The organism is Nocardioides humi, assembly GCF_006494775.1.
Lineage (GTDB): Bacteria > Actinomycetota > Actinomycetes > Propionibacteriales > Nocardioidaceae > Nocardioides > Nocardioides humi.
Genome location: NZ_CP041146.1, coordinates 1,348,274 through 1,365,147, shown reverse-complemented (window position 1 = coordinate 1,365,147; position 16,874 = coordinate 1,348,274). Strand labels below are relative to the sequence as shown.

19 protein-coding genes and 1 pseudogene are annotated in these 16,874 nt (G+C 73.1%); 7 read left to right on the top strand and 13 right to left on the bottom strand.

Annotation, left to right across the window (positions count from 1 at the left end; translation table 11 throughout):
* Window positions 1-78 precede the first annotated feature (78 nt).
* Window positions 79-714 (top strand): maleylpyruvate isomerase family mycothiol-dependent enzyme, encoded by a 636-nt coding sequence (locus tag FIV44_RS06700; RefSeq protein WP_141003775.1) that lies wholly within the window; start codon window positions 79-81, stop codon window positions 712-714.
* A 10-nt stretch (window positions 715-724) separates the two neighbouring features.
* Here the strand turns inward: FIV44_RS06700 and FIV44_RS06695 are convergent, their stop codons facing one another.
* Entirely contained in the window at window positions 725-1,177 is a 453-nt protein-coding gene (locus tag FIV44_RS06695) for an SRPBCC family protein (protein ID WP_141003774.1), read from the bottom strand.
* A 59-nt stretch (window positions 1,178-1,236) separates the two neighbouring features.
* Here FIV44_RS06695 and FIV44_RS06690 point away from each other — a divergent pair, with 59 nt between their 5' ends.
* On the top strand, window positions 1,237-1,806 hold the full coding sequence (locus tag FIV44_RS06690) for a TetR family transcriptional regulator C-terminal domain-containing protein (protein WP_219996324.1): 570 nt from the start codon (window positions 1,237-1,239) through the stop codon (window positions 1,804-1,806).
* Window positions 1,807-1,825: 19 nt separating this feature from the next.
* On the opposite strand, the gene FIV44_RS06685 is transcribed toward FIV44_RS06690, so the two are convergent.
* The 9 genes from FIV44_RS06685 to FIV44_RS06650 form a co-directional block, all read right to left on the bottom strand.
* Window positions 1,826-2,641, bottom strand: coding sequence for an ABC transporter permease (locus FIV44_RS06685; protein WP_141003772.1), 816 nt, complete (start codon window positions 2,639-2,641; stop codon window positions 1,826-1,828).
* Window positions 2,638-2,796, bottom strand: a complete 159-nt coding sequence (locus FIV44_RS31160) for a hypothetical protein (protein WP_219996322.1) — start codon at window positions 2,794-2,796, stop codon at window positions 2,638-2,640. The genes FIV44_RS06685 and FIV44_RS31160 overlap by 4 nt, the downstream gene beginning before the upstream one ends.
* Window positions 2,781-3,446, bottom strand: coding sequence for an ABC transporter permease (locus FIV44_RS06680; RefSeq protein WP_219996321.1), 666 nt, complete (start codon window positions 3,444-3,446; stop codon window positions 2,781-2,783). Before FIV44_RS06680 ends, FIV44_RS31160 begins: the two co-directional genes overlap by 16 nt.
* Before the next feature lie 10 nt (window positions 3,447-3,456).
* Window positions 3,457-4,242 carry an ABC transporter ATP-binding protein gene (locus FIV44_RS06675; RefSeq protein ID WP_141003771.1) on the bottom strand — a complete coding sequence of 262 codons (786 nt, stop codon included), beginning with the start codon at window positions 4,240-4,242 and terminating at the stop codon, window positions 3,457-3,459.
* A 2-nt stretch (window positions 4,243-4,244) separates the two neighbouring features.
* The gene (locus tag FIV44_RS06670; RefSeq protein WP_141003770.1) at window positions 4,245-5,345 is read right to left on the bottom strand and encodes an ABC transporter substrate-binding protein; all 1,101 of its coding nucleotides are present in this window, start codon (window positions 5,343-5,345) and stop codon (window positions 4,245-4,247) included.
* Window positions 5,346-5,658: 313 nt separating this feature from the next.
* Window positions 5,659-6,126, bottom strand: coding sequence for a nucleoside deaminase (locus tag FIV44_RS06665; RefSeq protein ID WP_141003769.1), 468 nt, complete (start codon window positions 6,124-6,126; stop codon window positions 5,659-5,661).
* Entirely contained in the window at window positions 6,123-6,929 is an 807-nt protein-coding gene (locus tag FIV44_RS06660; RefSeq protein WP_141003768.1) for a MurR/RpiR family transcriptional regulator, read from the bottom strand. Before FIV44_RS06660 ends, FIV44_RS06665 begins: the two co-directional genes overlap by 4 nt.
* Before the next feature lie 86 nt (window positions 6,930-7,015).
* Window positions 7,016-8,161, bottom strand: a complete 1,146-nt coding sequence (locus FIV44_RS06655) for an amidase family protein (RefSeq protein WP_219996320.1) — start codon at window positions 8,159-8,161, stop codon at window positions 7,016-7,018.
* Window positions 8,162-8,343: 182 nt separating this feature from the next.
* Window positions 8,344-9,270 (bottom strand): LysR family transcriptional regulator, encoded by a 927-nt coding sequence (locus FIV44_RS06650; RefSeq protein WP_141003767.1) that lies wholly within the window; start codon window positions 9,268-9,270, stop codon window positions 8,344-8,346.
* 90 nt (window positions 9,271-9,360) lie between these two features.
* On the opposite strand from FIV44_RS06650, the gene tdh reads away from it, so the two are divergent.
* Both tdh and FIV44_RS06640 read left to right on the top strand, forming a co-directional pair.
* On the top strand, window positions 9,361-10,404 hold the full coding sequence (gene tdh / locus FIV44_RS06645; protein ID WP_141003766.1) for an L-threonine 3-dehydrogenase: 1,044 nt from the start codon (window positions 9,361-9,363) through the stop codon (window positions 10,402-10,404).
* A pseudogene (locus FIV44_RS06640) lies at window positions 10,404-11,584 on the top strand (glycine C-acetyltransferase). The gene tdh and the pseudogene FIV44_RS06640 overlap by 1 nt, the downstream one beginning before the upstream one ends.
* Here the strand turns inward: FIV44_RS06640 and FIV44_RS06635 are convergent.
* Window positions 11,581-12,627 carry a hypothetical protein gene (locus tag FIV44_RS06635; protein WP_141003765.1) on the bottom strand — a complete coding sequence of 349 codons (1,047 nt, stop codon included), beginning with the start codon at window positions 12,625-12,627 and terminating at the stop codon, window positions 11,581-11,583. The pseudogene FIV44_RS06640 and the gene FIV44_RS06635 overlap by 4 nt on opposite strands.
* A gap of 52 nt (window positions 12,628-12,679) precedes the next feature.
* On the opposite strand from FIV44_RS06635, the gene FIV44_RS06630 reads away from it, so the two are divergent.
* Complete coding sequence (locus FIV44_RS06630) at window positions 12,680-12,979, top strand: hypothetical protein (protein WP_141003764.1); 300 nt, start codon at window positions 12,680-12,682, stop codon at window positions 12,977-12,979.
* On the opposite strand, the gene FIV44_RS06625 is transcribed toward FIV44_RS06630, so the two are convergent.
* Complete coding sequence (locus FIV44_RS06625; RefSeq protein ID WP_141003763.1) at window positions 12,963-13,415, bottom strand: TA system VapC family ribonuclease toxin; 453 nt, start codon at window positions 13,413-13,415, stop codon at window positions 12,963-12,965. The two genes, FIV44_RS06630 and FIV44_RS06625, sit on opposite strands and share 17 nt — an antisense overlap.
* A complete protein-coding gene (locus tag FIV44_RS06620; protein ID WP_141003762.1) occupies window positions 13,412-13,651 on the bottom strand; it encodes a CopG family transcriptional regulator in 240 nt (79 codons plus the stop codon). Before FIV44_RS06620 ends, FIV44_RS06625 begins: the two co-directional genes overlap by 4 nt.
* Window positions 13,652-13,751: 100 nt before the next feature.
* Here FIV44_RS06620 and mshB point away from each other — a divergent pair, with 100 nt between their 5' ends.
* Both mshB and FIV44_RS06610 read left to right on the top strand, forming a co-directional pair.
* Window positions 13,752-14,675, top strand: coding sequence for an N-acetyl-1-D-myo-inositol-2-amino-2-deoxy-alpha-D-glucopyranoside deacetylase (gene mshB, locus FIV44_RS06615; protein WP_141003761.1), 924 nt, complete (start codon window positions 13,752-13,754; stop codon window positions 14,673-14,675).
* 13 nt (window positions 14,676-14,688) lie between these two features.
* Window positions 14,689-16,851: a VanW family protein gene (locus tag FIV44_RS06610; protein WP_141003760.1), complete on the top strand. Its 2,163-nt coding sequence runs from the start codon at window positions 14,689-14,691 to the stop codon at window positions 16,849-16,851.
* Window positions 16,852-16,874: the final 23 nt, after the last annotated feature.

The following is a 16,874-nucleotide window of genomic DNA, read 5'->3' as shown; positions in this document are numbered from 1 at the left end:
GGCCGCGCGGGCGCTCGCGGGCCGGGGCTCGAGCAGCGGGTCGGGCCGGGTGTCGGGGGCGGGCGGTAGGAAGGTGCCATGACCGCCCTATGGCCGTTCGTGCGCGCCGAGCGCCTCGCCCTCCTCGCCGACCTGGAGCCGCTCGCGGCCGACGCGTGGGAGCAGCCCTCGCTGTGCGCCGGGTGGACCGTGCACGACGTGCTGGCCCACCTCGTCGACGTCGCGCGGACGTCGGTGCCGCGGTTCGTGCTGACCATGGCGCGAGCCCGGTTCGACTTCGACCGCCAGAACCAGGACGGCGTCGACCGCGAGCGCGGCGCCACGCCCGCCGAGACGCTGGAGCGGTGGCGCGCGGTCGTCGACCTGCGCCGCTCGCCGCCGGCTCCCCGCGTGACCCGGCTGGTCGAGGAGATCGTGCACGGCGAGGACGTCCGCCGCCCGCTCGGCATCGCCCGCGCGTACGACCCGGGCGCCGTCGCCGATGCCTTCGGCTGGCAGGTGCGTACCTCCGAGGCCATGGGCGGCACCCGGCAGACGGTGTCCGGCCTGACCCTCGCCGCCACCGACGCCGACCTCGTGCACGGCGACGGGCCGCGCGTGGAGGGCCGCGCACTCGACCTGCTGCTCGTCTCCGCCGGCCGGACCGTCGTCCTGGACGACCTCGCCGGCCCGGGCGTGAGCACCCTGCGCGAGCGGTTCGCCGCGCGGGGGTAGCGGCGGCGCGCTACGCCTCCGCCGCGGCCTTGATCCCGGCCAGCGTCTGCCGCATGCCGTCCCGCAGGCTGCCGGTGAAGCTCTCCACGCCGCCGAGGTAGGCCTCGGTGAGCTCGCGGGAGACCTCGGAGATGCCGTCGGGGGTGGCGCGGCGCTGGGTGAGGAGGGTGCCGGCGCCGTCGGGCTCGAGGTGGAAGGACCACACGGCCCAGTTCTCCTCGACCCGGAACGCCAGCTCCCGCTCGGGCTCGAACCGGACGATCCGGGCGTGGGTGGTCCACTCCAGCTCGCCGTGCTGGTTGCGGTTGGTGAAGGCCGCGCCCTCGCCGAGCTGCGCGCCGTCCGCGAGCCGGGTCGAGGTGACCTGCGGGCTCCACTCGGCCATCCGTCGTACGTCGCTGACGAGCGCCCACACCGTGGCGGGCGGCGCGTCGATCCCGATCGAGTCCTCGAGCTGGTCCATGGGGGCACGCTAGGCCCGATCCCATGTATACGTCCAGTCGGTCGTATAAAATCCCGAGTATGGACGGACGACGGGCACGCGGCGACCGGACGCGGCGGCGGGCCGCCCGGTGCGCCGCCGACATCGCCACGACCCACGGCCTCGACTCGATCTCCGTCGGCGCGCTGGCCGCGGCCGCCGGGCTGAGCAAGAGCGGCATCCTGACCGTCTTCGGCACCCGGGAGGCGATCCAGGTCGCGGCGGTGGCCGAGGCCCGTCGGGTGTACGTCGCCACGGTGATCGCGCCGGTCTGGGACGCCGAGCCCGGCCGGGTGCGGCTGCGGGCCCTGCTGGACGCCTGGGTCGACTACCAGCGGGCGGGGGTGTTCCCCGGTGGCTGCTTCGTCGCCGCGACCTCGGCCGAGTACGGCCACCGCGACGGCCCGGTCGCCGAGGCGGTCCGGGCGCTCAAGCGGGAGTGGCTCGACCTCCTGGAGGCGGAGCTCGCGACGGCGGGCTCGGCGGACCCGGCCGAGGACGCGTTCCGGATCGACGCCTACCTCATCGCCGCCGACACCCGGCGCCAGCTGTTCGGCGACGCGACCGCGCTGGACCGCGCCCGCGCGCTCGCCGCCGCGGTCGTCGGCTGACCCGGGAAGGAGTCGAGGCTCAGGTCGGCGAGCTCACCGACATCCCCATCCGGGCCAGCACGACGTTCTCCAGCAGCTGGACCAGGTTGTAGAGGAGCAGCGTGATCGCGGTGATGATCGCGACCGAGGCCCACAGGTCGTCGAACCGCGCCGCGGCGCTGAACTTCTGGATCGACCCGCCGATGCCCTTGCCGGTCGAGAGCCACTCGGCCAGCAGGGCGCCGGTGACGGCGCCGGGGACCGAGACCCGGGCCGCGGCGAACAGCGACGGCAGCGCGCCCGGGATCGCGACCTTCCGCAGGGCCATCGCGTTGCCGCCGCCGTAGACGCGGACCAGGTCGAGGCTCTCGCGCCGGGCCTGCCCCAGCCCGAACAGGGCCGAGGCGAGGGCGGGGAAGAGCACGACGATGCTGCCGATCACGGCGACCGAGGCGGTGGTGCCGCGGCCGGTGATCAGGATGATCACGGGCGAGATCGACACCAGGGGCACGCTGCGCAGCAGCAGGGCCAGCGGCAGCACCCCGGCCTCGACGGTCTTCGACAGCGAGAACGCCACGGCGAGCAGCACCGCGATCGTCATGCCGACGGCGAAGCCCAGCCCGGCGTCCTGCAGGGTCTGCACGGTCAGCGGCCGCAGCGCGTCGCGGTGGTCGGCGGCGAGCCGCCCGGGGGCCGCGCCGGCCTTGTCGACGAACAGGAACCGGAAGACGTCCGCGGGCCCCTTCGCCACGTACGGCGACACGCCGGCGAAGCTGACCACCGCCTGCCACAGCCCGAGGACCACGACCAGCGTCATCGCCGCGTTGAGGAGGGAGCGGCCGATCGCGCGGCTCATGGGGTGCTCCGCCCCGACACCCACGGGGTCACCAGCCGGGCGAGCAGGCCGAACGCGGCGTACCCGATAAGGGCGACGAGGGCGCAGAGCAGGAACACCGCCCACACCCGCACCGAGTCGAGCTGGCCCTGCAGCCGGATCAGGGTGATGCCCACGCTGCGGTCGGTCGCGCCCATGTACTCGCCGAGGACCGCCCCAACAGCGAGGTGGGGACGGCGATCTGGAGCGCGTTGAGGATCGCGGGCAGGGCTGCGACCAGCCGGACCTTGAGCAGCTGCCGGACCCGGCCGCCGCCGTACACCCGGACCACGTCGAGGCTCGCCGGGTCGGCCGCCTTGAACCCGAGCAGCGCGCCGACCACGGTCGTGAAGAAGACCGAGAGCGCGGCGAGGAAGATCGCCGTCTTCGACGGGTCTCCGGGCTCCACCGCGCCGCCGAGGGCGACGATGGCGATGCCGCCGACGGCGACGAGCGGCAGGCAGTACGTCACCACCGCGACCTGCACGACGACCGGCTCCATCCGCGGCACCAGCAGCACGGTCGCGGCCAGCAGCAGGGCCAGGCCGTTGCCCCACAGGAACCCGACGGCCGCCTCGTGGACGGTCACGGAGAAGAAGTCCCAGTACGCCGAGAGGCCGTCGTCGAGGATCTGCCGGCCGACCGCCAGGGGCGAGGGGACGGGGTCGTACGTCGTGCCGGGGTCCGGCCGGAAGGCCAGCACCGAGAACAGCCACCAGCCGACGACCAGGCCGGCGATGCCGAGCACGGTCGCGGCCCAGGCCGGGATCCGGCGGCCCGGACTCACGACGCAGCGCTCACGACTCGGCGCTCGCGCGTCCGTCGGCGCCGAACAGCAGCTCCGAGGCGCGGTCGACCAGCGTGTGGAACTCCGGCGTGCGCATCATCTCCGGCGTCCGCGGGCGCGGCAGGTCGACGTCGATGACCGCCTTGATCCGGCCCGGCCGCGGCGACATCACCGCGACCTGGTCGGACAGGAAGATCGCCTCGGAGATGCCGTGCGTGACCAGCAGCGTGGTCGCGGGCTTCTCCGTCCAGATCCGCAGCAGCTCGAGGTTGAGGTTCTGCCGGGTCATGTCGTCCAGCGCGCCGAACGGCTCGTCGAGCAGCAGGACCGACGGCTTGAGCGCGAGCGCGCGGGCGATCGAGACCCGCTGCCGCATGCCGCCGGAGAGCTCGGCCGGCTTGGCGTCCTCGAAGCCACGCAGGCCGACGAGCGCGATCAGCTCGTCGACGTACCCCTTGTCGACGTCGCGGCCGGCGACCTCGAAGGGCAGCCGGATGTTCCGCGTGACGCTGCGCCACGGCAGCAGGGCGTGGTCCTGGAAGGCGATGCCCAACTCGCTGTCGCGGCGCAGCGCGGCGGGGGTGCGGCCGTCGACCAGCGTGGTGCCGGAGGAGGGGTGCTCCAGGTCGGCGAGGATCCGCAGGATGGTCGACTTGCCGCACCCCGACGGGCCGAGGAGGGCGAGGAAGGAGCCCTGCGTGCTGTGCAGGTCCGCGTCCTCCAGTGCGGTCACCGTCCGGCCGCGCCCGGCCCGGAAGGTCTTGGTCAGCCCGGTGATCCGGATGCCGGTGCTCATGGTCAGGGCAGGTAGTCCTTGAGCTCGGGATGGTCCTCGTAGATCCCGTCGATGATGCTCGTGTCGAAGAGGTCCTCGACGCCGACCTCCCAGCCGGCGGCCTTCAGCGAGGCGACCGTCTGCTCCTTCAGCTCGTCGGTGATCGTGAACAGGCCGTTGGCCTCGGTGTCCGGCGTGGAGATCAGCAGCTTCTCGGCCTCCAGGCCCATCCCGGTCTTCTCCGGATCGAGCGCGCCGAAGGTCGCCTCCAGTCCCTCGGCGTCGTCGGAGGCGGCCTTGTTGTAGAACTCGGTGATCAGCGCGACCGTGTCCTCCGTCGAGCTCTTGAAGACATCGGTCCAGCCCTTGATCTCGGCGATCAGGAAGTCCTCGAGGAGGTCCGCGTTCTCGGCGAGGTACTGGTCGGTGACGCTGAAGGTCTCGGCGACGTACGGCACGCCGTTGTCGGCGTACGGCAGGTTGGTGACCTTGTGGCCGGCGAGCTCGACGGTGATCGCCTCGTTGGTCAGGTAGGCCATGAAGCCGTCGACCTTGCCCTCCATCAGCGGCGTCGGGTCGAAGTCGACCGGGACGATCTCGACGTCGTCCTTGGCGATGCCGTTGGCGTTGAGGATGGCCTCGAAGACGCTGGCGTTGGAGTCCTGGACGCCGATCTTCTTGCCCTTGAGGTCGGCGGGCGTCTTGATGTCCGCGCCGTCCTCGAGCGAGAGGATGGTGAACGGGTTCTTCTGGAAGGTCGCGCCGATGATCTTCAGCGGGGCGTCCTCGTTGGCGATGGCGGCCCCGATCGACGCGGCGTCGCTGAGCGCGACCTGCACGGTGCCGCTCAGCAGCTTGGCCACGCCCGTGTCCGGGCCGGAGATGCCGTTGACTCGTGCGAAGCCCGCGTCGTCGTAGTAGCCCTTGTCGTAGGCGTAGAACTCGCCGGCGAACTCCTCGTTCTTGATCCAGGAGTACTGGACGCTGATGGTGCCGTGCCCTCCGCTGTCGCTGCCGCCGTCGTCGTCGCTGCCGCACGCGGCGAGGCCGAGGAGGCCGACGGTGGTGGCCGCGGCGGCCGCGACGAGGCGGAGCCGGCGGGATCGGACGGACGCGTGGGTCATCTGGTCTCCTGTGAGCGGACGTCGGTTCCTCCGAGACGCAACGGCGGTTGCTGACCGGCGACGCTATGAGACCGGCGTTTCAGCGGCGGGTCGGCCGGTTTCCCGCTCGTTAAACCTCGATCCACCGGTCCACGACTACCGAGCGACCCCAGCCAGGCACGCTGGCGGCGTTACGGGCGCTCAACGGTGCAACCAGACCGCCCTCGCGCCCAGGTCTGAACGAAGTGGCCTTTGCCATCGCACCCGTCTGGTGCCGCTCGCCACGCCGTGGACCGGTGGATCGAGGTTGAATCGCCCTACGCACGCCCGAGGCTCAGTACGCCGTGCGCCCCTCGTGCGCGAGCCAGGTGTCGAACGGCAGGGCGGCGGAGTCCAGCCGGACGTGGTCGACCGGCAGTGTCCACTCCGAGCGCGGCGTGTCGAACAGCTCGTAGAAGGCGCGATCGTCGAATCCGCCGCGGGCGGCGTCGTCGCGGTCGGCGGCGTACACCACTCGGTCGAGCCGGGCCCACAGCGCGGCCGACAGGCACAGCGGGCAGGGCTCGCACGAGGTGTAGAGCGTGCAGCCGGCGAGGCTGAAGTCGCCGACCTGCCCGCACGCGGCGCGGATCGCGACCACCTCGGCGTGCGCCGTGGGGTCGAGGTCGCGGGTGACCCGGTTCTGGCCGGAGGACACCAGGGCTCCCGCGCGGACGATCACGGCACCGAACGGCCCGCCGCCGTCGGCCACGTTCGCCGCCGCCAGATCCACGGCCCGCGCGAGCCACACGTCGTCGTTCACTCGACTTCTCCCAGTCGTTCGTAGGTCTCGGTGATGGAGCGCACCCGCGCCGATCCCTGCCGCCGGGCGGCGGTGAGGACCCCGTCGGCGAGCACGCTCACCAGCGCCATCGGGGCGGCGTAGCTGTCGAAGGCCAGCGCGTGCTGCAGCGGGCACTCCACCCACACCGTCGCACGGGACGCGTGGGCGACTGCGGTCGGGTCCGCGACGAGCACGACGGCTGCCCCGGTGGCGCCCGCGGCGTCCAGGAAGGCCGCCAGACGGGCCGCGCGGCGCCGGAAGGCGATCACGACGACGGCATCGCCGCGGCCGAGCCCGACCAGCTCCTCGCCGGTCGTCTGCCCGGGCGCCGGCGCGATCCGCACGTCGTCGCGCGCCTGCGCGAGCTGGCCGCGCAGGTGCAGCGCGACCGGGTAGCTGTTGCGCCAGCCGATCACCAGGACCCGCCGGGCCGTGGCGAGCAGGTGGACGACCTCCGACAGGCGGGGCTGCTCGAGGGCCCGCAGGATGGCCGCCTGCTCCGCGGCGACCAGGGTCGCGACGTCGGGCGCTCCGTCGACGCGCCGCGGCTCGCCCGCGCCGCGCAGCCGGCGGAGATGGTCACGGACCTCGTCGAAGTCCTCGAAGCCCAGGCTGCGGAACAGCCTGCTCATCGTCGCCCGGGAGACGCCCGCGAGCTCGGCCAGCTCGGCGGCGCGGTACGTCGCCAGGTCGTCCAGATGCTCGAGCAGCGCCGCCGCCGCGCGCTGCTCCTGCGGGCTCAGCTCGTCGTGGCGGGCGGCGATCCGCTCGTCGATCCTCATCCGACCTCCTCCCGGGCCTGAAACCAGATCATCCCCGTGCGGGCCGGTCGGAACAATCGTTTCAGTGCGCTCGGTTCGCGCCGGCCTCACGACACGAGGTCGAGGAGATCGTGGTCGCGCCCCGGTCCCGCGACCAGGCAGGCGCCGCAGGGCAGGTCGTCCGCGGTCCGGAGCGGCACGGTGACGGCGGGCAGGCCGCCGATGCTGGCGATGCAGGTCAGGGCCAGGGTCGGCGCTCGCGTGGCCGCGAGGCGCTCCGGCAGCCCGGCGCCCAGCGCCGGTGCGACGGTGGGCGTCGCCGGGAGCACGACGACCCGGTCGCCGACCAGCTCGCGGATCCGGGCGCGGGCCGCGTCGACGACGGCGTGGGCGGTTCCGGCCTCCTCGACGCTGACCGCGCGGGCGCGCTCGAACCGCTGCCGGACCTCGGGGCCGAGGGTGTCCAGGCGCGACTCCAGCCAGGTCCCGTGGACCTGCCACGCCTCCCAGGCCTGCAGCGTCACCAGCGCGTCCCGCCACCGGCCGAGCTCGTCCAGCGGCCAGGCGATCGTCCGCATCCGGCCCGGGCGCCAGGCGGCGACGGCCGCGGCGACGTCGGCGTCGGCGAGGTCGAGCAGGTCCGGGACGGTGGTCCACCGGCGCCCCGCCGCCGTGGTGCCGCCCGGGACGAGCACCCGCCCCACCCGTGCGAGCAGGCCCGGGGTGCGGGTCATCCAGCCGACGGCGTCGAAGGAGGGGGCGAGCGGCAGCATCCCTGCGCGGGTGACGGTGCCGTGCGTCGTACGGATCCCGAACAGGCCCTGGTACGACGCCGGCACCCGGATCGCCCCGGCGGTGTCGGTGCCGAGCCCGATCGACACCTCGCCGAGCGCGACGGCGGACGCCGAGCCGGAGGAGGAGCCGCCGCTGATCCGACCAGGAGCGGGCAGATTGGGCGGCGTGCCGTAGTGGGCGTTGGCGCCGGTCAGCGCGTAGCCGAACTCGTCGATCTGGGTGATCCCGGTCAGGGACGCGCCGGCGGCCAGGAGCGCCGCGACGACGGGCGCGTCGTCGTCGGCGGGCTTCGCGGCGGCCAGCCGGTCCGGGTTCCCGGCGCCCATCGCGAGCCCGGCCACGTCGTACACGTCCGGCACGGCGAGGGAGGAGCCGGTCAGCGGCCCACCGGCCAGGCCGGGCACGAGCGGGTCCGCGCGCAGCCGCCACACGCGCTCGTCCCACGAGGTCAGGGTCACCTGCCGCACCCCTAAGCCTGGGTCCGTGGATGGGCACCGTAGCGAGCGGCACTCCAGGGGTGTGATCGCAAGGCGCGGGGCGCGAAGGCAGTCTGGTTGACTGTTGAGCGTTCGCAACGCCGCGAGCGCGCCGCTGGAGTGTCGCGTAGCAGGTGGCCATCCACGGACCCAGGCTAAGAGCGCTATGAGTCGTCCGTGTTTCGTGAGGTGACCAGCCGGTCCATCACGCGCCGCAGCGCCTGCACGACCTGCTGCGCCGACCGGCGGCGCAGCGTCTCGGGGCGGGCGAGGACGTCGATGGTCCGGCTGGTGCTGAGCCCGTGCAGCGGCCGGAGCACGACGTCGTCGTACGGGTGGGTGGAGGTGTAGCGCGGCAGCAGGCCGATGCCCGAGCCCGCGGCGACGAGGGCGGCCACCGCGCCGTAGTCGTTGACCCGGTGGACGACGTCGGCATGGCGCCGGGTGAGCGCGGCGACCGCGGCGAGCACGTCGTCGGGGGAGTAGCCGGCCCGGCTGGTGACCCAGCGCTCGCCGACGACGTCGCGCGGGCGGAGCCGGGCGCGGGCGGCGAGCGGGTGACCGGCCGGGAGGGCGACGTCGAGGGGCTCGCGCGCGAGCGTGACGACGTGCAGGTCCGCAGCGGGCCAGGGCGGGCTGTGCTCCATCCGGTGCGCGAGGACGAGGTCGTACTGCGCGGTGAGCGCCGGGAAGTCGCTCTGGGCGACGTCCTCGTCGGTCAGCCGGAGGTCGGGGACGTCGGGATGGGCGCCGAGCTCGCCGAGCAGCGGGCCGAACAGCGCCTGTCCCGCGCTGTGGAAGCTGCTCAGCGTGACCGTCCCGCCGGGCCGGCTCTCGAACTGCTCGACCGCGCCGCGGGCGGCCGCCATCGCGTCGATCACGTCGGCGCCGGCGCGGGCGAGCACCCGGCCGGCGTCGGTGAGCACCAGGGTGCGGCCGTCGCGGCGGGTCAGGGGAGTGCCGAACTGCCGCTGCAGGGCGGCGAGGTGCTGCGAGACCGCGGAGGGCGAGACGTGCAGCGCCTCGGCCACCGCGGTCACGCTGCCGAGCGCTCCGAGCTCACGCAGGATCGTCAGCTGGTGGATCTCCACGAGGGTCAGCCTACGATGAAGCGTTCGCTTAACAGATGCTGCAGGAAGTGGCCGTTGCTCTGCACGGTCGCCCGGCGCTCCAATGGGACCATGAAGGCGCTGTTCAAGGCCGAGGCCGGCCCGGGCCTGGCTCTCGTCGACCGGCCGGACCCGGTGTGCGACCCGGCCGACGTGGTCATCCGGGTGCACCGCACCGGGATCTGCGGCACCGACCTGCACCTCCTGCGCTGGGACACGTGGGCCGCGGGCGCCGTCCGCGCGCCGCTGGTGCCGGGGCACGAGTTCTACGGCGAGGTGGTCGAGGTCGGCCCGCTCGTCGACGACGTCGCGGTCGGCGACCGGGTCTCCGGCGAGGGCCACATCGTGTGCGGCACCTGCCGCAACTGCCGCGCCGGACGGCGTCAGATGTGCATCCGCACCGTGGGCCTCGGCGTGCAGCGCGACGGCGCCTTCGCGGAGTACCTCAGCCTCCCCGCCGGCAACGTGTGGGTCCACCACGGCGACGTCGACCCCGACCTCGGCGCGATCTTCGACCCGCTCGGCAACGCCGTGCACACCGCGCTCGCCTTCCCGGTCGTCGGGGAGGACGTCCTCGTCACCGGCTGCGGCCCGATCGGGCTGATGGCGATCGCGATCGCCCGGCACGTCGGCGCCCGGTACGTCGTCGGCACCGACGTCAGCCCGGCCCGGCTCGACCTGGCGCAGCGGATGGGCGCCGACGCGGTCGTCGACGTCGCGGCCGGGACCGTGGCCGACGTGCAGCACGCGCTCGGCATGCGCGAGGGCTTCGACGTCGGCTTCGAGATGAGCGGCGCCCCCGCGGCTCTGCCGCAGATGATCGACAACATGAACCACGGCGGCCGGATCGCCGTCCTCGGCCTGCCGAGCGCGCCGTTCGCGGTCGACTGGGGCAAGGTGGTCACGCACATGCTGACCCTCAAGGGGATCTACGGGCGCGAGATGTTCGAGACCTGGAACGCGATGGGCGCGATGCTGCAGACCAGCGCGCCGCTGCGCGAGGCGATCGCGTCGGTCATCTCCGACCGCCTGCCCGCCCGCGACTGGGAGCGCGGCTTCGCGATCGCGGCGTCGGCCGGGGTCGGCAAGGTTGTCCTCGATTGGACGGAGCTGTGATGTACGGAGGATTCAGGGACCACCTCGCCGCCGAGCTCGACGGGATCGAGCAGGCCGGCCTCACCAAGCGCGAGCGCGGCATCCGCGGCCCGCAGCAGGCCGAGATCGTCGCCGACGGCGCCGAGGTGCTCAACTTCTGCGCCAACAACTACCTCGGCCTCGCCGACGACCCGCGGCTGCTCGAGGCGGCGCGCGACGCGCTCGACACGTGGGGCTACGGCCTCGCCAGCGTGCGGTTCATCTGCGGCACCCAGGAGCAGCACCTCGCGCTCGAGCGCCGCCTCTCCGACTTCCTCGGCACCGAGGACACGATCCTGTACTCGTCGTGCTTCGACGCCAACGGCGGCGTCTTCGAGACCCTCTTCGGCCCGAGGACGCGATCATCTCCGACGCCCTCAACCACGCCTCGATCATCGACGGCATCCGGCTCTCCAAGGCCCGCCGGCTGCGGTACGCCAACCGGGACCTGGCCGACCTCGAGGAGCAGCTGAAGGCCGCCGCCGACGCGCGGTTCCGGGTCGTCGTCACCGACGGCGTCTTCTCGATGGACGGCTATCTCGCGCCCCTGCGGGAGATCTGCGACCTCGCCGACCGATACGACGCGCTCGTGCTCGTCGACGACTCCCACGCCGTCGGGTTCATCGGTGCCGGCGGCCGCGGGACGCCCCAACTGTGCGGCGTCGCCGACCGGGTCGACATCTACACCGGCACCTTCGGCAAGGCCCTCGGCGGCGCCTCGGGCGGCTACGTCTCCTCGCACCGCGAGGTCGTCGCCCTGCTGCGCCAGCGCTCGCGCCCGTACCTCTTCTCCAACACCCTCGCTCCCGCCATCGTCGCCGGCACGCTGCGCGCCCTCGACCTGGTCGAGGGCTCGGGCGAGCTGCGCGAGCGGCTGCGCGCCAATGCCGCCCTCTTCCGCTCGCTCATGACGGCCGCGGGCTTCGACCTGCTCCCCGGCGAGCACCCGATCGTGCCGGTGATGTTCGGCGACGCCGCGCTGACCGCGCGGATCGCGGACGCCATGCAGGCGCACGGCGTCTACGTGACCGCGTTCAGCTTCCCCGTCGTGCCCCGGGGCGAGGCGCGGATCCGGGTCCAGCTCTCCGCCGCCCACACCGAGGAGCAGGTACGCCGCTGCGTGGCCGCCTTCGTCGCGGCGCGGGACACCGCGGAGGGCTAGGGCTGGGCCGGGAGGTCGTCGCGGCGCACGGCGAAGATCCAGCGACGCCGCGGGTGCTCGCTCACCGACCACAGGCAGCCGGTCTCGGGCCACCAGACCAGGTCCTCGGGGCCCGGCGGGATCGCCCACCGGTACTCGCGGAACGCGCCCGGCCGGCCGACGTACACCGATCCCGGTCGCTGGGGTCCGCGGGACCGGGTGAGGTAGTAGGTGCCGTCGACGGCGGCGATGCCCTGGACGCGTGCGACGCCGTGGTCGCCGACCTCGGGGACGGCGCGGCCGTCGTCCGCCAGGACGGGCAGCCCGGTCTCGGGGTCGAGGGGGTACCGGGCCATCCGGTGCGTCTGCCGGGCCGAGCCGTACTCCCCGACGACCAGGGCCTGGCGGTCGTCGCTGCGGTCGAGGGTGAGGAACGAGTAGCGCAGTCGCTCCACGCCCTCGTCCTGGCCGCTGACCTGCGAGAACCGGATGGGGAGGACGTACCGGTGCCCGAACGTCCGGTACGGCGACCCGGCGGGCACCCGGAGCACGTCGCCGACGTGGGCGCTGTGGAAGCCCACCCCGGTCGCCGCGACGTGCAGGTGGTCGCCGCGCCACAGGATGCCGCCGGCGTGCACCTTCAGCGGGCGGAACCCCGGCCGGCCGTCGTCGAGGGTGGGGTAGACCAGCAGCACGTGGCCGTAGCGGCGACGGGCGAGGTCGACCATGCTGATCCGCGAGCCGCCCGCCTTCCGGGCGTACCACGACGTGACCAGGACGTCGTGCCCGTGCCGCTCCCGGAAGCCGGTCAGGGCCGAGGTGGTGATGCCCTGCGGGTACCAGTTCGGGTCGCGCCGGTCGGCGGCCTCCCACGTCCACGCCTGCGCGACCTTCAGCCCCAGCAGCCGCGGGTGCGGGGCGAGCGTGCGCCGCAGCCGACCCGGCAGGTCCGGCGCCATCCCGGCCATCCCCACCCGTCCGCCGCCGTCGGCCGCCAGGGCGGCGGCCAGCGCCTCGATCTCGTCGCTGTTCTCCGCGGTGCGGGTGAGGTGCAGTCCGGACACGGCCGCCACCGTAGCCGAGGCCCGGTTCCCGCCGATGCGCGATGATGGCGCCATGCGGGGCATCTTCTTCGACGAGGACGACGCGCGGGCGGCCGCGCTGGTGCTGGTCCGCGGCGGCTTCGCGGCCGAGGTCGTCCGCGAGCGCCTCGCCGGCGAGGACGACGACGAGGACCACCCGTGGGCGGTCGTCACCGACGCCCCCGAGATCCAGCTGGAGATGCTCGTCGAGACGTACGACGGCTGGCTGGACCACGACGACGAGGACCCCGACGCCTCCACGGGGCCGCCCACCAAGGCGGGCTTCGCGCTGCCGCTGCCGGACCAGCCGAAGCGGATCAAGCGTCCGGAGTGAGGCTCGGCGGTCCCTGCGCCGGGTTCATCCAGTGAAGGCCCTTGAAGCGGGCGAAGTCACTGTCGAACGAGCAGATCCCGGTTCCGTGCTCGATGGCGAGCGCCGCGAGGTGGGCGTCGGTGACGAGGTTCCCGCGCAGGTCACCGTCGACGAGAAGCTGACCGAGGATGACGTGGTGGCGGTCGCCGGGCACAGGCACCCATGCCTGGTCAGCGTCCAGCCAGTCGGTGATGTGACTCCACGCATCAGCCGGCGCGAGCGGGTTCGCCGTGGCCCGGGGATGGGTGACGATGCGCTGGAACGCCATCAGCGACACCCACGGGAACCCGACGCGTTCGACGCCGTTCATGGCTGAGTCGAGCCAGGTCCGTGCCGTCGTGTGGAAGTGCGACTGATCATCGACGGCGTAGAGCAGGACGTTGGCGTCGACGATCAACCGGCGTCCTCGGCGTCGTAGTAGTCGAGCAGCTCGAGGGCGTCGGCGACGTCGGTGACGTCGATCTTCAGCCCAATGCTCGCCGTCCGCTGCTGGAAGCGTGCGGTCCTCTCACCGCGTGCGAGGCCCGCACGGGCGAGCTCGTTGACGGCCTCGCCGAGGCCGATGTGTCGTTCCCTGCGCAGCCGTTCGGCTGCCGCCGCCACTTCGGGGTCGAGCCGTACCGTCGTCCTCATGGCATCAGAGTAGCACCACAGATGCGATCGACTCAGCATCGATGATGCAGAGCATATCCGGCTCGAGGGCCGCCTGAACCACATCACTACGCTCGTCGACATGACCGCCACCGCCGCCCACCGGCTGCTCCTCGTGCACGCCCACCCCGACGACGAGTCGATCGGCCAGGGCGCCACCATGGCGAAGTACGTCGCGGAGGGCCGCGGCGTCACGCTGGTCACCTGCACGGCGGGGGAGATGGGCGAGATCCTGGTGCCCGAGCTGGAGCACCTCGCGGCCGACGAGGAGGACCGGCTGGGGGAGCACCGCCGCGGCGAGCTCGAGGCGGCCATGAAGGCGCTCGGCGTCACCGACCACCGCTTCCTCGGCGGCTTCGGCACCTACCGCGACTCCGGCATGAAGTGGCACGAGGACGGCCACGCCGTCGCCGCCGACACCATCCACGAGAACGCCTTCTGGCACGCCGACCTCACCGAGGCCGCCAACCACCTCGTCGCCGTCGTCCGGGAGGTGCGGCCGCAGGTGCTGGTCACCTACGACGAGTTCGGCGGCTACGGCCACCCCGACCACATCCAGGCCCACCGGGTCGCGATGTACGCTGCGCAGCTGGCCGCCGCGCCGTCGTACCGGCGGGACCTGGGGGAGGCGTGGGACATCGCCAAGATCTACTGGGGTGCGATCTCCGAGAGCCGGATCCGCGAGGGCCTGCGCCGGATCCGCGAGGCGGGGGACACGACGACCTTCGAGGGGATGGACCCCGACGGCGAGCTGCCGCCGATGTTCCGCCCCGACGAGGACATCTCGTGCGAGGTGGACGCCAGCGGTCACGTCGAGCAGAAGCTCGACGCGCTGCGCGCGCACGCCACCCAGATCACCACCGACGGCCCGTTCTTCGCGCTGTCCAACAACCAGGGAGCGGAGGCGTTCGGGCGCGAGCAGTTCCGGCTGGTCAAGGGCGCCGCCGGACCGCTCGACCCGGGGACGGGCTGGGAGAGCGACCTCTTCGCCGGCATCCCGGACTGACCCGGAGCGGGCCGTGGTCGTGCTGCGTGCGCTGAGTGCGCTCGGCTCCCTGGTGCTCGGCGCCGGCGTCGGGCTGGCCACGGTCGGGCTGCACCGCTACGGCTGGGGACTGGGACTCGGCGCCGCCGCGACGGCCGCCACCCTGGTCGCCCTGCCGGGGGGCTGGTGGGCGCGGCTGCCGTTCGCGCTGGGGTGGGTCGCGCTGCTCGGCGTGGCGAGCGTCCAGCGTCCGGAGGGGACTACGTGGTGGCCGGCGACGTGTCGGGGTACCTGCTGCTGGCGGTCGGCGCCGTCGTACTCGGCGCGGGGTGCGTGGGGCTGCTGCGGCGTCCCGGCGCACGCGGGAATGCGGGCGGGTGAGCAACCCCTCCTTAGGATGACGCGCGTGACGTTCTGGGAGTCCGAGACGGACGGCAAGGCCGAGCGACCTGGCGGCAAGGTGGTCGTCGTCGTCATCGCGCTGCTCGTCCTGCTCGCCGGCGGCGGGTACGTCGCGGCGCACGCCGTGGCGGGCGACAAGGTCCCCACCGGCACCAGCATCTCCGGCGTCGACGTCGGCGGACTCACCCGGGCCGCCGCGATCGAGAAGCTCGAGACGACCTTCGGCCCGCGTGCGGACACCCCGATCAAGGTCAGCGTCGGCCACCAGGGCGCCACCGGGAAGGCCAACGACGCGAAGGTCGCGCCCGGCGACATCGGCCTGGCGATCGACTACGCCGCGTCCGTCGACGCCGCCGGCGCCGGCGACTCGTGGAGCCCGCGCCGCCAGTGGGACTACTTCACCGGCGGGGACGACGTCGACGCGGTCGTCGACGTCGACGAGGACCTGCTCGACGCCAAGCTCACCGAGCTCTCCGAGGGCCTCGGCACGCCGCCGGTCGACGGCACGGTCACCTTCGCCGACGGGACCGTCCAGACCACGCAGCCGCAGGCCGGGCAGGCCGTCGACCGCGACCAGGCCCGTACCGCGATCACCGACGCCTTTCTCGCCGGCGAGGACTCCGTGGAGCTCGAGGTCGCCCCCGCCCAGCCGGACATCGACGCCGCCGACGTCGCCGAGGCGCTCGACGCCTTCGCCAACCCGGCCATGGCGAACGCCGTGACGCTCCAGTTCGGCGAGAACGACGTCAAGCTGTCGCCGCGCAAGTTCGCGCCCGTGCTGTCGATGAAGCCCGAGAACGGCAAGCTCGTCCCCGTCGTCGACGAGGCCGCCCTGGCCGAGCTGGTCAAGGGCGCCACCGCCAGCGGCCAGCCGGTCGACGCGACCGTGAAGCTGAACAAGAAGGGCAAGCCGAAGGTCGTCCCGGCCAAGCCCGGCGTGACCTTCGACCCCGGCGAGGCCGCCCAGGTCTTCCTCGGCCTGCTCACCGCCCCCGAGGGCTCCCGCAGCGCCCCGGTCACCGCGCAGGTCGTCGACGCCGAGTTCACCACCCAGGACGCCGAGAACCTCAAGATCGTCGAGAAGGTGTCGGAGTTCTCGACGTACTACCCGCACGCCGAGTACCGCAACGTCAACATCGGCCGCGCCGCCGAGCTGATCGACGGCACCGTCCTCAAGCCCGGCGACGAGTTCTCCCTCAACGGCACCGTCGGCGAGCGCACCGTCGCGAACGGCTTCACCGAGGGCTACGTCATCAGCAACGGCATCCTGAAGAAGGACCTCGGCGGCGGCGTCTCGCAGATGGCGACGACGACGTTCAACGCGATGTTCTTCGCCGGCCTCAAGGACATCCAGCACAAGCCGCACTCGTTCTACATCGACCGCTACCCGGTCGGCCGCGAGGCCACCGTGGCCTGGCCGTCGCTCGACCTGCGGTTCCAGAACGACACCGAGTACGGCGTACTCGTCCACGCCTGGGTGGTGCCGAGCACCTGGTCGCGCCAGGGCAAGGTGACCGTCCAGATGTGGTCCACCAAGGTGTGGGACATCGACTCGAAGACGTCGAACCGCTACGCGCAGGTCCCGCCCGCCACCCGCACCCTGACCACGCCCGACTGCGAGCCGCACACCGGCTGGTCCGGCTTCCAGGTCGACGTGACCCGGATCTTCCGCAAGCACGGCGAGTCCGCGGTCGACCACACCGAGAAGTTCCACACGGTCTACACGCCCTCCGACACGGTCCGGTGCGAGAAGCCGGGGCCGCCGGCGGGCGGGAATCCCGACCCGGGCGACTGATCTCGCATGCTACCAAGCATTTG